Origin of the sequence: Streptomyces sp. NPDC006997 (assembly GCF_040635175.1) — a bacterium.
Lineage (GTDB): Bacteria > Actinomycetota > Actinomycetes > Streptomycetales > Streptomycetaceae > Streptomyces.
On record NZ_JBEYHH010000006.1, the window covers coordinates 37,512 to 52,558 of the forward strand.

Below are 15,047 nucleotides of genomic sequence, written 5' to 3' on the forward strand. Positions count from 1 at the left end.
GCCTTTCAACCTCTTAGGTAGACTTCATTCATGGAGACCGAGACGGCCACGCGCTGGCTGACCGATGCGGAGCAGTGCGCCTGGCGCACTCACCTGGAGGTCAACAGACTGTTGACCTACCAGCTCGAGAAGGACCTCCAGCCGTTCGGCCTGACGATGAACGACTACGAGATCCTGGTGAATCTCTCCGAGTCGGAGGACCTGCGGATGCGGATGAGCGACCTCGCCGCCGCCACCCTCCAGTCCAAGAGCCGCCTCTCCCACCAGATCACCCGCATGGAGAACGCGAATCTGGTCCGCCGGGAGAACTGCGAGTCCGACCGCCGCGGGCTCTACGCCGTGCTCACCGAGCACGGCATGGAGACGATGAAGAAGGTGGCGCCCCATCATGTGGCGTCGGTGCGCAGGCACTTCATCGACCTGCTCACCCCGGACGCCCTCACCCAGCTCGACAAGGCCCTCAAGCCCATCGCGGAGCACCTGCGGGGGCAGCGCGGCAGGCCCTGACCCCGACGGCCGGACCCGGCGGCGGGCGGAGCGCGCACAGGGCTCCGCCCGCCGTGGTCCCGCCCGCCCTCACGTCCCCGACTGCGTCAGCCCCGCCACCAGTTCGTCCGCCGCCCGGTACGGGTCCAGCTCCCCCGCCACGATCCGCTCCGCCAGCGTGCTCAGGCGGCGGTCGCCGTGCAGGTCGCCGATGCGTTCGCGCAGGGCCGTGACGGCGATCGTCTCCACCTCGCGGGCGGCGCGGGCGCGGCGGCGCTCGGTGAGGACGCCGTGCTCCTCCATCCAGGCGCGGTGCTTCTCCAGCGCCTCCACGACCTCGTCGACGCCCTCGGCGCGGGCGGCGACCGTCCTCACGATGGGCGGGCGCCAGTCGCCGGGGGCGCGGGCCTCGCCCAGGCCCAGCATGTGGTTCAGCTCGCGGGCGGTGGCGTCGGCGCCGTCGCGGTCGGCCTTGTTGACGACGTAGACGTCACCGATCTCCAGGATCCCGGCCTTGGCGGCCTGGATGCCGTCGCCCATGCCGGGGGCGAGCAGGACGACGGAGGTGTCGGCCTGGGAGGCGATCTCCACCTCCGACTGGCCGACGCCGACCGTCTCGACGAGGATCACGTCGCAGCCCGCCGCGTCCAGGACGCGGATCGCCTGCGGCGCCGCCCACGCCAGGCCGCCCAGGTGGCCCCGGGTCGCCATGGAGCGGATGTAGACGCCGGGGTCGGAGGCGTGCTCCGACATCCGGACGCGGTCGCCGAGCAGCGCGCCGCCCGAGAAGGGCGACGACGGGTCGACGGCCAGGACGCCGACCCGCCGCCCCTGTTTGCGGTACGCCGTCACCAACGCCGAGGTGGACGTGGACTTGCCCACGCCGGGCGAGCCGGTCAGGCCGACGACGTAGGCGTTCCCGGTCAGCGGGGCCAGGGCCGCCATGACCTCCCTGAGCTGCGGGGACGCCCCCTCCACCAGGGAGATGAGGCGGGCCACGGCACGCGGCCGTCCCTCCCTCGCCTGGGCCACCAGTGTGGAGACGTCCTGCATCTCAGCTCCGTTCACGAGTTCACGAGGAGGTTCTACAGCGAGGCGGCCGGAACGGCGCTCACGCCTTGGGTACCCGGATGATCAGCGCGTCACCCTGACCGCCGCCGCCGCAGAGCGCCGCCGCGCCCACGCCGCCGCCGCGCCGCTTCAGTTCGAGGGCCAGGTGGAGGACGAGCCGGGCGCCGGACATGCCGATGGGGTGACCGAGGGCGATCGCGCCGCCGTTGACGTTCACCTTTTCCGTGGACACGCCGAGGTCCTTCATTGACTGCGCGGCGACCGCGGCGAACGCCTCGTTGATCTCGATGAGGTCGAGGTCGGAGACGTCCAGGCCCTCCTTCTTCAGGGCGTGCTGGATCGCGTTCGACGGCTGCGACTGGAGGCTGTTGTCGGGGCCCGCGACGTTGCCGTGGGCGCCGATCTCGGCGATCCAGTCCAGGCCCAGCTGCAGCGCCTTGGCCTTGCTCATCACGACCACGGCGGCGGCGCCGTCGGAGATCTGCGAGGAGGTGCCCGCGGTGATCGTGCCGTCCTTGGTGAAGGCCGGGCGCAGCTTGCCGAGGGACTCGGCGGTGGTGTCGGCGCGGATGCCCTCGTCCTGGCTGAACAGGACCGGGTCGCCCTTGCGCTGCGGGATCTCCACGGGGGTGATCTCGGCCTCGAAGGTGCCGTTCCTCTGGGCGGCGGCGGCGCGCTGGTGGGACAGCGCGGCGATCTCGTCCTGCTCGGCGCGGCCGAGGCCGAGGCGGGTGTTGTGCTTCTCGGTGGACTCGCCCATCGGGATGTTCTCCCACGGGTCGGTCAGACCGTCGTACGCCATGGCGTCGAGCATCTGGATGGCGCCGTACTTGACGCCCTCGCGGGACTTCGGCAGCAGGTGCGGGGCGTTGGTCATCGACTCCTGGCCGCCCGCGACGACGATCTCGAATTCGCCCGCGCGAATCAGCTGGTCGGCCAGCGCGATGGCGTCGAGGCCGGAGAGGCACACCTTGTTGACGGTGAGTGCCGGGACGCTCATCGGGATGCCCGCCTTGACGGCGGCCTGGCGCGCCGGGATCTGCCCTGTCCCGGCCTGGAGCACCTGACCCATGATGACGTACTGGACCTGGTCGCCACCGATCCCCGCACGGTCGAGGGCGGCCTTGATCGCGAAGCCGCCGAGGTCGGCTCCGGAGAAGGACTTCAGCGAGCCGAGCAGCCGCCCCATCGGGGTGCGGGCACCCGCGACGATGACGGACGTCGTGCCGTTCGTTGCAGAAGACATGAGCTGCGATCCCCTTACCGGCTGCACAGCCGAGGAGTGAACGAGGGTTTACTTCGAATGTACTGATGGCACTCCGTGCCGTCATCGGGCGGTCGGTGTGATCGCGCGCACGTTGCGTAACCACCGTCCGAGCGCTGCACTGAACCCATGCTGACGCGAATCGACCACATCGGGATCGCCTGCCACGATCTTGACGCCACCGTCGAGTTCTACCGGGCGACATACGGCTTCGAGGTGTTCCACACCGAGGTCAACGAGGAGCAGGGCGTGCGGGAGGCCATGCTCAAGATCAACGACACGTCGGACGGCGGGGCGTCCTACCTCCAGCTGCTGGAGCCGACGCGCGAGGACTCCACCGTCGCCAAGTGGCTCGCCAGGAACGGGGAGGGGGTGCACCACATCGCCTTCGGTACGGCGGACGTCGACGCGGACGCCGCCGACATCAGGGACAAGGGCGTACGCGTGCTGTACGAGGAGCCCCGACGCGGTTCCATGGGGTCACGGATCACCTTCCTGCACCCCAAGGACTGCCACGGTGTTCTCACGGAACTGGTCACTTCGGCCCCGGTTGAGTCACCTGAGCACTGATGCTCGTACATAAGGGCCGGTAGGGTTGGGTGCGGTCGCCGCCCACCCAGCGGTGACCGCATTCCGGGGTCCGGGTTTCGGGGGACGAGCGCCGGGGCAACAGCCCGTGCTCCGCCGTTGATCTGACACCATTCCCCGGGGGCCCCGTTCGGCGGATGGACGGTGCTCGTTGGAGAGACCTGCGACCAGGGGACGGATGGGACCGCGCAGTGCGGGGCTACGAGAGCCAGGAGCGAGAGCCGGCGGCTGACGTCGACCACCTCACTCGGTTCGAAGCCGAGATGAAACGGCTGAAGACCGAGCGGGAAAAGGCGATCCAGCACGCCGAGGACCTCGGCTACCAGGTCGAGGTGCTGCGCGCCAAGCTGCACGAGGCGCGCCGCACCCTGATGACCCGGCCTGCCTACGACAGCGCGGACCTCGGCTACCAGGCCGAGCAGCTGCTGCGCAACGCGCAGATGCAGGCCGACCAGATCCGCGCCGACGCCGAGCGCGAGCTGGGCCAGGCCCGGGCGCAGACCCAGCGCATCCTCCAGGAGCACGCCGAGCAGGCCGCCCGGCTCCAGGCCGAACTGCACCAGGAGGCGGTGGCCCGGCGCCAGCAGCTCGACCAGGAGCTGGCCGAACGGCGGCAGACCGTCGAGTCGCACGTCAACGAGAACGTGGCGTGGGCCGAGCAGTTGCGGGCCCGGACCGAGTCGCAGGCGCGGCGCCTGCTGGACGAGTCGCGGGCCGAGGCCGAGCAGGCCATGGCGGCGGCGCGCGCGGAGGCCGAGCGGCTGACCGGCGAGGCCCGGCAGCGGCTCCAGAGTGAGGCGGAAGCGGCGCGCGCGGAGGCCGAGCAACTGCTGCGGCGGGCCCGCGCCGACGCCGAGCGGCTGCTGAACGCCGCCTCCACGCAGGCGCAGGAGGCCACCGACCACGCCGAGCAGCTGCGCAGTTCGACGGTGTCCGAGTCGGACGCCGCGCGCCGTCAGGCGCAGGAGCTGAGCCGGGCCGCCGAACAGCGGATGGCGGCGGCCGAGGAGGCGCTGCGCAAGGCGCAGTCCGAGGCGGAGAAGCTGGTCACCGAGGCCAAGGAGGCCGCGAGCAAGACCCTCTCCAGCGCCGAGGCGGCCAACGAGACCCGCACGCGTACGGCGAAGGAGCAGGTCGCCCGGCTGGTCTCGGAGGCCACCAAGGAGGCCGAGACCACCAAGGCGGAGGCCGAGCAACTCGTCGCCGACGCCCGCGCGGAGGCCGAGAAGATCGTCACGGAGGCCGCGGAGAAGGCCCGTACGGTCACCGCCGAGGAGACCGCGAGCCAGCTCGCGAAGACGGCCCGGACCGCCGAGGACGTGCTGAACAAGGCGTCCGAGAACGCGAAGAAGACCACCAGGGCCGCCGCCGAGGAGGCCGAGCGGATCCGCCGGGAGGCGGAGGCCGAGGCGGACCGGTTGCGGGCCGAGGCGCACGACATCGCCGAGCAGCTCAAGGGCGCCGCGAAGGACGACACGGCGGAGTACCGCGCCAAGACCGTCGAACTCCAGGAGGAGGCACGGCGGCTGCGCGGCGAGGCCGAGCAGCTGCGCGCGGACGCGGTCGGTGAGGGCGAGAAGATCCGCGCCGAGGCCCGCAAGGAGGCCGTGGCCCAGATCGAGGAGGCGGCGAAGACCGCCGAGGAGCTGCTCGCCAAGGCGAAGGCGGACGCCGACGAGTTGCGGCAGGCCGCGACCACGGACAGCGAGAAGGTCCGCACGGAGGCCATCGAGCGCGCCACGACGCTGCGTCGGCAGGCCGAGGAGACCCTGGAGCGCTCCCGCGCCGAGGCCGAGCGGCACCGCGCCGAGGCCGCCGAGCGGGCCGAGGGCATCGCCGCGGACGCCGAGCGGGCCGCGCGCGAGCTGCGCGAGGAGACCGAGCAGGCCGTCGAGGCCCGGCGGGCGGAGGCCGCCGAGGAGCTGACCCGGCTGCGCACCGAGGCCGAGGAGCGGCTCGCCGCCGCCGAGCAGGCGCTGAGCGACGCCCGCGAGGAGGCGGGGCGGATCCGCCGGGAGGCCGCCGAGGAGACGGAGCGGCTGCGCGCCGAGGCCGCCGAGCGGATCCGGGCGCTCCAGCAGCAGGCGGAGGCCGAGGCCGAGCGGCTGCGCGACGAGGCCGCCGCGGACGCGTCCGCGTCCCGGGCGGAGGGCGAGTCCGTCGCCGTGCGGCTGCGGTCGGAGGCGGCGGCGGAGGCCGAGCGGCTGAAGTCGGAGGCGCAGGACGGCGCCGACCGGGTGCGGGCGGAGGCGCAGGCCGCCGCGGAGCGGCTGGCGGCGGAGGCGTCCGAGACGCTGGCCGCCGCGCAGGAGGAGGCCGCGCGGCGCCGCCGGGAGGCGGAGGAGCTGCTGGGCGCGGCCCGGCAGGAGGCCGACCAGGAGCGGCAGCGGGCCCGCGAGCAGAGCGAGGAGCTGCTGGCGTCGGCGCGCAAGCGCGTGGACGAGGCCCAGGCCGAGGCCGTACGGCTGGTCGAGGAGGCGGACCGGCGGGCCACCGAGATGGTGTCGGCGGCCGACGCCCACGCCCAGCAGGTACGGGACTCCGTCGCCGGGCTGCACGAGCAGGCGCAGGACGAGATCCAGGGCCTGCGGTCGGCCGCCGAGCACGCGGCGGAGCGCACCCGGCGGGAGGCCGAGGAGGAGGCGGACCGGGTCCGCGCCGACGCCTACGCCGAGCGGGAGCGCGCCAGCGAGGACGCGGGCCGGGTGCGACGGGAGGCGAGCGAGGAGGCCGAGGCCGCGAAGGCGCTCGCCGAGCGGACGATGACGGAGGCGGTCGCCGAGGCGGAGCGGCTGCGGTCGGACGCCACCGAGCACGCCCAGCGGGTGCGCACCGAGGCGTCGGACACCATCGCGCAGGCCGACCAGGACGCGGCACGCACGCGCGCGGACGCCCGGGAGGACGCCAACCGGATCCGTTCGGACGCGGCGGCCCAGGTGGACACCCTCATCACGGAGGCGCGCGCCGAGGCCGAGCGGCTGACCACGGACACGGCGGCGGAGACCGAGCGGCTGCGCGCGGAGGCGAAGGCCCGCGCGGAGAAGCTGGTCGGGGACGCCACCGACGAGGCGGAGCGGCTGCGCGCCGAGGCCTCCGAGACGGTCGGCTCCGCGCGCCAGCACGCCGAGCGGACGCGCGCCGAGGCCGAGCGGGTCAGGGCGGCGGCGGCCGACGAGGCGGAGCGGCTCACGTCGGCGGCGCGCGAGGAGGCCGAGCGGACCCTGGACGAGGCCCGCCGGGACGCCAACAAGCGGCGTTCGGAGGCGGCCGAGCAGGTCGACAAGCTCATCACGGAGACGACCGCCGAGGCGGACAAGCTGCTCACCGAGGCGCAGGAGCAGGCGCAGAAGACGACCGCGGACGCGGAGGCGCAGGCCGACACCATGGTGGGCGCCGCCCGCACCGAGGCCGACCGGCTGGTCTCCGAGGCGACCGTCGAGGGCAACACGCTGGTGGAGAAGGCCCGTACGGACGCGGACGAGCTGCTCGTCGGCGCCCGCCGGGACGCGACCGCGATCAGGGAGCGCGCGGAGGAGCTGCGCGCGCGGATCACCGGCGAGATCGAGGAGCTGCACGAGCGGGCCCGCCGGGAGGCGGCGGAGACGATGAAGTCGACCGGCGACCGCTGCGACGCGCTGATCAAGGCCGCCGAGGAGCAGCTCGGCAAGGCGCAGGCGAAGGCCAAGGAGCTGGTGTCGGAGGCCAACTCCGAGGCGGGCAAGGTCCGGATCGCCGCGGTGAAGAAGGCCGAGGGCCTGCTGAAGGAGGCCGAGCAGAAGAAGGCCACCCTGGTCCGGGAGGCCGAGGAGCTGAAGGCCGAGGCGATCCGCGAGGCGAAGCGCACGGTCGAGGAGGGCAAGCGGGAGCTGGAGGTGCTGGTGCGCCGCCGCGAGGACATCAACGCGGAGATCTCCCGTGTCCAGGACGTGCTGGAGGCGTTGGAGTCCTTTGAGGCCCCGCCCGTGGCCAAGGACGGCGTCAAGGCGGGCGCCACAGTGGGCGCCCCACGGTCGGGTGGCAAGTCGTCGGACGGTTAGCGGCGAGGTCCGATTCTGGTGTTTTATGGTGCATTTGACCGGCTCTTTGGCAAGCGATCCGACGCCCAGCCACCCAAAAGGGGTGTCATTCTCCAGATCAAACACGTATCCGCTCGATGACACGCCGTTCTGACCCCTAGGATTCCCCCTATCACCTCACCGGTCTCATTCGACAGGAACCCCATGAGCGACACTTCCCCCTACGGCTTCGAGCTTGTGCGGCGTGGATACGACCGCGCTCAGGTGGACGAACGTATCTCCAAGCTCGTCTCCGACCGTGACAGCGCTCTCGCCCGCATCACCGCTCTGGAGAAGCGCATCGAGGAGCTCCACCTCGAAACGCAGAACGCCCAGGCTCAGGTGACCGACTCCGAGCCGTCGTACGCCGGTCTCGGCGCCCGGGTCGAGAAGATCCTGCGCCTCGCCGAGGAAGAGGCCAAGGACCTGCGCGAGGAGGCCCGGCGCGCGGCGGAGCAGCACCGCGAGCTGGCCGAGTCGGCGGCCCAGCAGGTGCGCAACGACGCCGAGTCGTTCGCCTCCGAGCGCAAGGCCAAGGCGGAGGACGACGGCGTCCGGATCGTCGAGAAGGCCAAGTCCGAAGCCTCCCAGCTGCGGGCCGAGGCGCAGAAGGACGCGCAGTCCAAGCGCGAGGAGGCGGACGCGCTCTTCGAGGAGACCCGCGCCAAGGCCGCGCAGGCCGCCGCCGACTTCGAGACCAACCTCGCCAAGCGCCGCGAGCAGTCCGAGCGCGACCTGGCCTCGCGTCAGGCCAAGGCCGAGAAGCGCCTCGCCGAGATCGAGCACCGCGCCGAGCAGCTCCGCCTGGAGGCGGAGAAGCTGCGCACCGACGCCGAGCGCCGCGCCCGCCAGACGGTGGAGACCGCGCAGCGCCAGGCCGAGGACATCGTGGCCGACGCCAACGCCAAGGCCGACCGGATCCGTTCGGAATCCGAGCGCGAGCTGGCCGCCCTCACCAACCGCCGCGACTCCATCAACGCCCAGCTGACGAACGTGCGCGAGATGCTCGCCACGCTCACGGGCGCCGCGGTGGCCGCCGCCGGTACGCCGGCCGAGGACGAGCCGATCTCCCGCGGGGTGCCCGCCCAGCAGTCCCGGTAACCAGCCGGAGTACAGCTGACGAAGACCCGCGAAGCCCTCTGCCACTGGGGTGGCAGAGGGCTTTGTCCCGTTCTAGCGTGGGCCGCATGATCGAGCTGGCGGGGCTGACCAAGCGGTACGGCGAGAAGGTGGCCGTCGACAACCTCACCTTCACCGTCCGACCGGGCGTCATCACGGGGTTCCTCGGCCCCAACGGCGCGGGCAAGTCCACGACCATGCGGATGATCCTCGGCCTGGACCACCCCACCGCCGGGGACGTCCGCATCGACGGCAGGCACTACGACGAACTGCGCGACCCGCTGACGTACGTCGGCGCCCTGCTGGACGCCAAGGCGGTGCACGGGGGCCGCAGCGCGTACCACCACCTCCTCTGTCTGGCGCAGAGCAACGGCATCCCCCGGCGGCGGGTGCGGGAGGTGCTGGACACCGTCGGGCTGACGGCGGTGGCGCGGAAGAAGGCCAAGGGGTTCTCGCTGGGCATGGGGCAGCGGCTCGGCATCGCGGGCGCGCTGCTCGGCGACCCGCGGATCCTGATGTTCGACGAGCCGGTCAACGGGCTCGACCCCGAGGGCATCCACTGGATCCGCAACCTGATGAAGTCGCTGGCCACGCAGGGCCGCACCGTCTTCGTCTCCTCCCACCTGATGAGCGAGATGGCGCTGACCGCCGACCACCTGGTGGTGATCGGACAGGGGCGGCTGCTCGCCGACACCTCCATGGCCGACTTCATCGCCCGCAACTCGCGCGGCTACGTACGCGTCCGCGGCCCCCAGCGGGAGCGGCTGCTCGACGTGCTGCACGGCGCCGGGATCACCGTCGTGGAGGCGGGCGGCGGCAGCCTGGAGGTGGACGGCGACAAGGCCGAGCTGATCGGTGAGCTGGCCGCCCAGCACCACCTCGTCCTGCACGAGCTGAGCCCGCAGCGGGCCTCCCTGGAGGAGGCGTTCATGCGGCTGACGGCGGAGTCGGTGGAGTACCACGCGCACGACGGGCCGGCCGTGGCCGCCGAGCAGCCGCGGGCCCGGTGGGGCGAGAACTGGAGGAGGGGCTGACATGGCGGCGACCCAGGTGGTCCGGTCCGAGTGGACCAAGATCCGGTCGGTGGCGTCCACCGTGTGGACGCTCTCCCTCGCGGTGCTGGTCACCATCGCCCTCGGCATGTTGATCTCGGCGCTGTCGAAGAACGAGTTCGACGACATGAGCAGACGCGACCAGCTCTCCTTCGACCCCACCTTCATCAGCTTCGCCGGGATGAGCCTCGGTCAGCTCGCGATGATCGTGTTCGGGGTGCTCGTCGTCTCCAACGAGTACTCCTCCGGCATGATCCGCACCTCGCTGGCCGCGGTACCGCAGCGCGGCACCCTGCTCTTCAGCAAGGTCGCCGTCGCCACCCTGCTCGCGCTGGTGGTCTCCGTGGCCACCAGCTTCGCCGCGTTCTTCCTCGGCCAGGCGATGCTCGGTGGCCTCCGCGCGCACCTCGGCGACCCGGGCGTGCTGCGCGCGGTGCTCGGCGGCGGCCTCTACATGACGCTCATCGCGGTGTTCTCCATGGGGGTGGCCGCGATGCTGCGCTCCCCCATGCTGTCGCTGGGCATCCTGATGCCGTTCTTCTTCCTGATCTCCAACATCCTCGGCAACGTCTCGGCCACCGAGAAGGTCGGCCGCTACCTCCCCGACCAGGCGGGCAGCAAGGTCATGCAGGTGGTCACCCCGGTCGACGACGACACCCCCTACGGCCCCTGGGGCGGCCTCGGCATCATGGTGCTGTGGGTGATCGCCGCGCTGGTCGGCGGTTACGTGCTGCTCAAGCGCCGGGACGCATAGCGACGGCGTGAAGTGGACGTCCTTTTACCCGCCCTTGGCCGGAACCGTGAGCGCCTGGATATCCTCCTAACCCTTACGGGGGCGTGTGCCCCGCTGTCCTGAACCTTTCGATGGGTGCGGAGCATGATCGAAGCAGTCGGCCTGACCAAGCGCTACGGCGACAAGACCGCTGTGTACAACCTTTCCTTCCAGGTACGGCCCGGCGCCGTCACCGGCTTCCTCGGCCCCAACGGCTCCGGCAAGTCGACGACGATGCGGATGATCCTCGGCCTGGACAACCCGACCTCGGGCCAGGTCACGATCGGCGGCTACCCGTACCGCAAACTGCCGAACGCGCCCCGCCAGGTCGGCGCGCTGCTCGACGCCAAGGCGGTGCACGGCGGCCGGTCGGCCCGCACCCACCTGCTGTCCCTCGCCCAGCTCTCCGGCATCCCGGCCCGCCGGGTGGACGAGGTGCTCGGCGTGGTCGGCCTCCAGGACGTCGCCAAGCGGCGCTCCAAGGGCTTCTCCCTCGGCATGGGACAGCGGCTCGGCATCGCCGCCGCGCTCCTCGGCGACCCGCAGGTGCTGCTCTTCGACGAGCCGGTCAACGGCCTCGACCCCGAGGGCATCCTCTGGGTGCGGAACCTGATGAGGGCGCTCGCGTCGGAGGGCCGTACCGTCTTCGTCTCCTCCCACCTGATGAGCGAGATGGCGCTGACCGCGGACCACCTCATCGTCATCGGGCGCGGTCAGCTGCTCGCCGACATGAGCGTGCAGCAGTTCATCGCCGCGAACTCCGCGGGGTTCGCGCGGGTGCGGACGCCGGACAGCGAGCCGCAGGTGCGCGAGAAGCTGACGACCGCGCTGGCCGAGGCGGGCGGGCAGGTGCTGTCCGAGCAGGACGGCGCGCTGCGGGTGACCGGGCTGCCGCTGCCCCGCATCAGCGACATCGCGCACGAGGCGGACGTCCGGCTCTGGGAGCTGTCGCCGCACCAGGCCTCCCTGGAGGAGGCGTACATGCGGATGACGCAGGGCGCGGTGGACTACCGCTCCACGGTCGACCAGAAGGCGGGGCTGATGCAGGCCCCGCCGCCCGGCGCGCAGCCGGGGTCGGTACCGGTGCCCGGGCAGGGCCAGCCCGGCTGGTACGCCCCACCGCCGCCCCAGCAGGGCGGACAGCCGTTCGCGGCGCCGGGCGCCAACCCGTACCTCCAGGCGTCGCCGGCCGCTCCCCCGCAGCCGCCGCACCAGCCGCAGGCCCCGGCGCCGGCCCCGGCCGCCCCCGCCCCGGAGGCCGCGCCGCAGGACGCCGCCCCGCGCGACGTCGCCCTCCAGAAGACCGCCCCGCAGGGATCCGCCCCTGAGGCATCCTCCGACCCGAACAAGCCCGAGGACGTTCGATGAGCACGCCGCAGACTCCGATGCCGCAGGCCCCGCCCGAGTGGCAGGGGGCGCCCGGGGCGTCGTACCACCCCGGCTACACCTCGCCCATCCCCGTGAAGCGCACGCACCTGGGGCACGCGATCGCCTCCGAGTGGACCAAGATCCGGTCAGTGCGGTCCACGATGTGGACGCTGGGTGTGTTCGTGGTGCTCGTGGTCGGCATCGGCCTGCTCGCCGGGGTCCTGGTGGGCGACTCCGACGACGGCGACCTCGGCGGGGAGAGCGCGCTCGCGCTGGGCTTCTTCGGGCTGCTGCTCGGCACCATGTGCGTCATCACGCTCGGCGTGCTGACCACCGCCTCCGAGTACGGCACCGGCATGATCCGGACCACCATGACCGCGTGTCCGTCCCGGGGCCGGGTGCTCCTGGCGAAGGCGATCGTGTTCTTCACGCTGTCGTTCACGGTGACGCTGGTGTCCGCCGGGTTCGTCGCGCTGGTGCAGGTGAGCCTGGTGACCCAGGCCAGGGAGCCGTCCGGGGCCGAGTGGCTGAAGGGCACGGTCGGCGTCTCGCTCTACGTGGCGCTGCTCGGCCTGCTCTCGCTCCTCGTCGGCTCGGTCATCCGGCACTCCGCGGGCGCGATCACCATCATGATCGCCGCGGTGCTCGCGCCGCTGGTCATCGCGCTGTTCATGTTCTCGTCGTCCCTGGAGGGCCTGCGCGAGGCGCTGTTCGAGTACTCGATCCCCAACCAGCTCAGCGTCTTCTACGCCAACTCGCTGTCGGAGTCCGGCCCGTCCGGCTGGGACCCGCTGTGGATCATCCTCGGTGTGACCGCGGTGGTCTTCGCGGGCGCCCTGGCCCTCCAGGAGCAGCGGGACGTGTGACGCCCCGGCAGCCTGGTGCCCGGCTCAGAACCTGGGCGCGTTACGGGACCGTCGTACCGACGAGGTACGGCGGTCCCGCGCGTTCCAGCACGCCTTGTGCCAGTGCCTGCGGTCGTCGACGCCCGCGTGCTCCGGCCAGGCCACCACGTGCGGTACGGCGGAGGGGATCAACTGGTCGCAGCCGGGGCAGCGGTACGTCTTGCCCGCCGCGCTCGCGCCCGCCACGTGCCGCACGCTCCACTCCTCGCCCCGCCAGCTCTCCGTGGACTGCCAGCCGCCGTAGCGGCCCGGCTGGTCGTCCTCGGCGCTCCGGCCGGGGGAGCCGGAGCCCTTGGGTCGGTTGCGACGCGGGGACACGGAACACCTCACGGAGCTATACAGGGAACGGGCCCCGTCAAGCCTACGCGGGCCCGGCCCGGGTACGCGGACGCGATGAGCCGCGCAAGCCCCGCCCGATAGGCCCGCATTTGGCAGACAATCCGCAAATCCCTCCGCCCGACCGTGTCCTCGGCACGTGTCAGACGGTTATGCCGCGTGGGGGAGCTCCGCGTGGGAGCCGAGGAAGATGGAAGTGCGATGCGCGTAGGAACTTTCGTGTTGGCGGCCCGGTTCCCGGGTCAGGGCCAGGGGGAGGCGCTGCACCGCGCGGTCCGCTCCGCCGAGGTGGCCGAGGAGGCGGGGCTCGACTCGGTCTGGCTGGCCGAGCACCACTTCGTGCCGTACGGCAGCTGCCCGTCGGCGGTCACCCTGGCCGGGTTACTCCTCGGCCGCACCGAACGCATCCGGGTGGGTACGGCGGTCAGCGTGCTGTCCACCCAGCACCCGGTGGCGCTCGGCGAACAGGCGGCGCTGCTGCACGTGGCGAGCGGTGGCCGACTGTCGCTGGGCGTCGGGCGGGGCGGCCCCTGGGTGGACCTGGAGGTGTTCGGCACCGGTCTCGACGCCTTCGAGAAGGGGTTCCCGGAATCACTCGATCTGCTGGTCCGCTGGCTGCGCGAACCGGCCGTCGCGGGCACCGGGGAGCGGTTCCGCTTCCGCGCGGTGCCCGTGGTGCCCCGGCCGTCGGAGGCCCTGTCGGCCACCGGGGGCCCCGAGGTGCTCGTCGCCTGCACCTCACCGGCGAGTGTGCGGCTGGCGGCGGAGCGGGGGCTGCCGATGCTCCTGGGGATGCACGTGGGCGACGAGGAGAAGGCCGAGATGGTCGCCCTCTGGCGGCGGCACGCGCGCGCCGTCGGGCGGTCGCCGGAGGAGGTCGCCCGGGCCGCCCATGTCTCGGCCGGTGTCTGCCAGATCGCCGACCGGCGCACCGACGCGGTGGAGACGTTGACGAAGGCGCTGCCGGGCTGGCTGAAGCAGGGCCTCGAAGCCCATGTCACGGTGGACGGGCGGGCGCGCCGGATGCGCGACCCGCTGGCGTACACCGAACTGCTCTGCGGGCTGCACCCGGTGGGCACCCCGCGGCTGTGCGCCGACCGGCTGGCGGCGTCCAGCGAGCGCACCGGCATCTCCCGCTTCGCCCTGCTGGTCGAGGGCTCCGGCGACCTCGCGGCGACCGAGGAGAACGTACGGCGGCTCGGCACGGAGGTCGTGCCGTACCTGACCTGAGCGGGCCTGGCCCTGGCCCAGGGCCAGGGCCTAGCCCTGCTCCCGTCGTGGTCCGTCGTCTGTCCTCTGCCGTCCGGTGTCCGTCGTCCGGTGCCCGTCGTCCGGTGTCAGAGAGCCCGGGCCGCGAAGAGCTTGCCGCTCCGGTAAGAACTGCACCTCCCGCGTACGGAGCGGCAAGCCGGGCGGCTCATCGCGTCAGCAGTCCCGCAGCTCCGGGGACTGGTTCAGCAGTTGTCCGCGCACCGACGTGAATCGGGCCAGCCTCTCGTCCGCCGAGACGTCCAGCGGGAAGACCGCCACACGGTGGCAGTTCTGGAAGGCCAGCCGTACACCGAAGTGCCGCTGAAGCGCACCGCGGATGGCGTCACTCGCGAGCGCACGCAGCAGCTGACCGCGTGCCTGCTCGTCCGGCGGGGGCGTCTGGTTGTCGGCGAACTCTCCGCCGTCCACCTTCAGCTGGGCCACCAGGGAGCTGATCATCTCCCACGCGTAGGGCAGGGAGGTCCGGACGCAGTCGACGAAGTCAGCTTCGTCGACCTCGCCTCGCTCGGCCTGTTCGAGTAGGGCCGGTGAGACGTCGAGCGACATGGGTTCTCCTCTCGCACCCCCAAACGGCAGGGGTTGCCGGACAGGTAGGGAAGGAACGCGACCACGCTCAGTACACACATCGCGACCTCCCGTTGAATACGGTAGGCAACCGCCGGTGACGGCACCAGGAAAACGCGAACACAGGCAGAGCCCGGTAGGCGCACAATCGGCCATGAACGAACAGGAGTGTTCCGGGAGAACTAGGGCGTCGCG

Annotated in this window: 13 protein-coding genes; 9 read left to right on the forward strand and 4 right to left on the reverse strand. The window is 72.2% G+C overall.

Features of this window, described 5'->3' with window-relative positions:
* The first annotated feature begins 30 nt into the window (after window positions 1-30).
* Entirely contained in the window at window positions 31-507 is a 477-nt protein-coding gene (locus tag ABZ659_RS07625; RefSeq protein ID WP_360214561.1) for a MarR family transcriptional regulator, read from the forward strand.
* 69 nt (window positions 508-576) lie between these two features.
* Here the strand turns inward: ABZ659_RS07625 and meaB are convergent, their stop codons facing one another.
* Both meaB and ABZ659_RS07635 read right to left on the reverse strand, forming a co-directional pair.
* On the reverse strand, window positions 577-1,539 hold the full coding sequence (meaB, locus tag ABZ659_RS07630; protein WP_360214563.1) for a methylmalonyl Co-A mutase-associated GTPase MeaB: 963 nt from the start codon (window positions 1,537-1,539) through the stop codon (window positions 577-579).
* A gap of 58 nt (window positions 1,540-1,597) precedes the next feature.
* The gene (locus ABZ659_RS07635) at window positions 1,598-2,803 is read right to left on the reverse strand and encodes an acetyl-CoA C-acetyltransferase (protein ID WP_360214565.1); all 1,206 of its coding nucleotides are present in this window, start codon (window positions 2,801-2,803) and stop codon (window positions 1,598-1,600) included.
* A 147-nt stretch (window positions 2,804-2,950) separates the two neighbouring features.
* Between ABZ659_RS07635 and mce the strand changes: the two genes are divergently transcribed.
* The 7 genes from mce to ABZ659_RS07670 all read left to right on the forward strand — a co-directional run bounded on the left by mce (window position 2,951) and on the right by ABZ659_RS07670 (window position 12,641).
* Window positions 2,951-3,391 carry a methylmalonyl-CoA epimerase gene (gene mce, locus ABZ659_RS07640; protein ID WP_360214567.1) on the forward strand — a complete coding sequence of 147 codons (441 nt, stop codon included), beginning with the start codon at window positions 2,951-2,953 and terminating at the stop codon, window positions 3,389-3,391.
* 209 nt (window positions 3,392-3,600) lie between these two features.
* On the forward strand, window positions 3,601-7,446 hold the full coding sequence (scy, locus tag ABZ659_RS07645) for a polarized growth protein Scy (RefSeq protein WP_360214569.1): 3,846 nt from the start codon (window positions 3,601-3,603) through the stop codon (window positions 7,444-7,446).
* Between the two features lie 183 nt (window positions 7,447-7,629).
* Complete coding sequence (locus ABZ659_RS07650; RefSeq protein ID WP_360214571.1) at window positions 7,630-8,565, forward strand: cellulose-binding protein; 936 nt, start codon at window positions 7,630-7,632, stop codon at window positions 8,563-8,565.
* An 86-nt stretch (window positions 8,566-8,651) separates the two neighbouring features.
* Window positions 8,652-9,617 carry an ABC transporter ATP-binding protein gene (locus ABZ659_RS07655; protein ID WP_360214573.1) on the forward strand — a complete coding sequence of 322 codons (966 nt, stop codon included), beginning with the start codon at window positions 8,652-8,654 and terminating at the stop codon, window positions 9,615-9,617.
* Window position 9,618: 1 nt separating this feature from the next.
* Window positions 9,619-10,389, forward strand: coding sequence for an ABC transporter permease (locus ABZ659_RS07660; protein ID WP_360214575.1), 771 nt, complete (start codon window positions 9,619-9,621; stop codon window positions 10,387-10,389).
* A gap of 123 nt (window positions 10,390-10,512) precedes the next feature.
* Window positions 10,513-11,775, forward strand: a complete 1,263-nt coding sequence (locus ABZ659_RS07665) for an ABC transporter ATP-binding protein (protein WP_360214577.1) — start codon at window positions 10,513-10,515, stop codon at window positions 11,773-11,775.
* Window positions 11,772-12,641, forward strand: coding sequence for an ABC transporter permease (locus ABZ659_RS07670; protein WP_360214579.1), 870 nt, complete (start codon window positions 11,772-11,774; stop codon window positions 12,639-12,641). The genes ABZ659_RS07665 and ABZ659_RS07670 overlap by 4 nt, the downstream gene beginning before the upstream one ends.
* A gap of 24 nt (window positions 12,642-12,665) precedes the next feature.
* On the opposite strand, the gene ABZ659_RS07675 is transcribed toward ABZ659_RS07670, so the two are convergent.
* Window positions 12,666-12,998: an ATP/GTP-binding protein gene (locus ABZ659_RS07675; protein ID WP_360214581.1), complete on the reverse strand. Its 333-nt coding sequence runs from the start codon at window positions 12,996-12,998 to the stop codon at window positions 12,666-12,668.
* 219 nt (window positions 12,999-13,217) lie between these two features.
* Here ABZ659_RS07675 and ABZ659_RS07680 point away from each other — a divergent pair, with 219 nt between their 5' ends.
* The gene (locus ABZ659_RS07680) at window positions 13,218-14,246 is read left to right on the forward strand and encodes an LLM class flavin-dependent oxidoreductase (protein ID WP_360214583.1); all 1,029 of its coding nucleotides are present in this window, start codon (window positions 13,218-13,220) and stop codon (window positions 14,244-14,246) included.
* A 195-nt stretch (window positions 14,247-14,441) separates the two neighbouring features.
* Here the strand turns inward: ABZ659_RS07680 and ABZ659_RS07685 are convergent, their stop codons facing one another.
* Window positions 14,442-14,834 (reverse strand): SCO5389 family protein, encoded by a 393-nt coding sequence (locus tag ABZ659_RS07685; protein ID WP_360214585.1) that lies wholly within the window; start codon window positions 14,832-14,834, stop codon window positions 14,442-14,444.
* Window positions 14,835-15,047: the final 213 nt, after the last annotated feature.

Bases quoted from the DNA above. Each gene is read 5' to 3' on its own strand.
- ABZ659_RS07625 (WP_360214561.1), top strand. From the start codon at position 31: ATGGAGACCGAGACGGCCACGCGCTGGCTGACCGATGCGGAGCAGTGC.
- meaB (WP_360214563.1), bottom strand. From the start codon at position 1,539: ATGCAGGACGTCTCCACACTGGTGGCCCAGGCGAGGGAGGGACGGCCG.
- ABZ659_RS07635 (WP_360214565.1), bottom strand. From the start codon at position 2,803: ATGTCTTCTGCAACGAACGGCACGACGTCCGTCATCGTCGCGGGTGCC.
- mce (WP_360214567.1), top strand. From the start codon at position 2,951: ATGCTGACGCGAATCGACCACATCGGGATCGCCTGCCACGATCTTGAC.
- ABZ659_RS07650 (WP_360214571.1), top strand. From the start codon at position 7,630: ATGAGCGACACTTCCCCCTACGGCTTCGAGCTTGTGCGGCGTGGATAC.
- ABZ659_RS07655 (WP_360214573.1), top strand. From the start codon at position 8,652: ATGATCGAGCTGGCGGGGCTGACCAAGCGGTACGGCGAGAAGGTGGCC.
- ABZ659_RS07660 (WP_360214575.1), top strand. From the start codon at position 9,619: ATGGCGGCGACCCAGGTGGTCCGGTCCGAGTGGACCAAGATCCGGTCG.
- ABZ659_RS07665 (WP_360214577.1), top strand. From the start codon at position 10,513: ATGATCGAAGCAGTCGGCCTGACCAAGCGCTACGGCGACAAGACCGCT.
- ABZ659_RS07670 (WP_360214579.1), top strand. From the start codon at position 11,772: ATGAGCACGCCGCAGACTCCGATGCCGCAGGCCCCGCCCGAGTGGCAG.
- ABZ659_RS07680 (WP_360214583.1), top strand. From the start codon at position 13,218: ATGCGCGTAGGAACTTTCGTGTTGGCGGCCCGGTTCCCGGGTCAGGGC.
- ABZ659_RS07685 (WP_360214585.1), bottom strand. From the start codon at position 14,834: ATGTCGCTCGACGTCTCACCGGCCCTACTCGAACAGGCCGAGCGAGGC.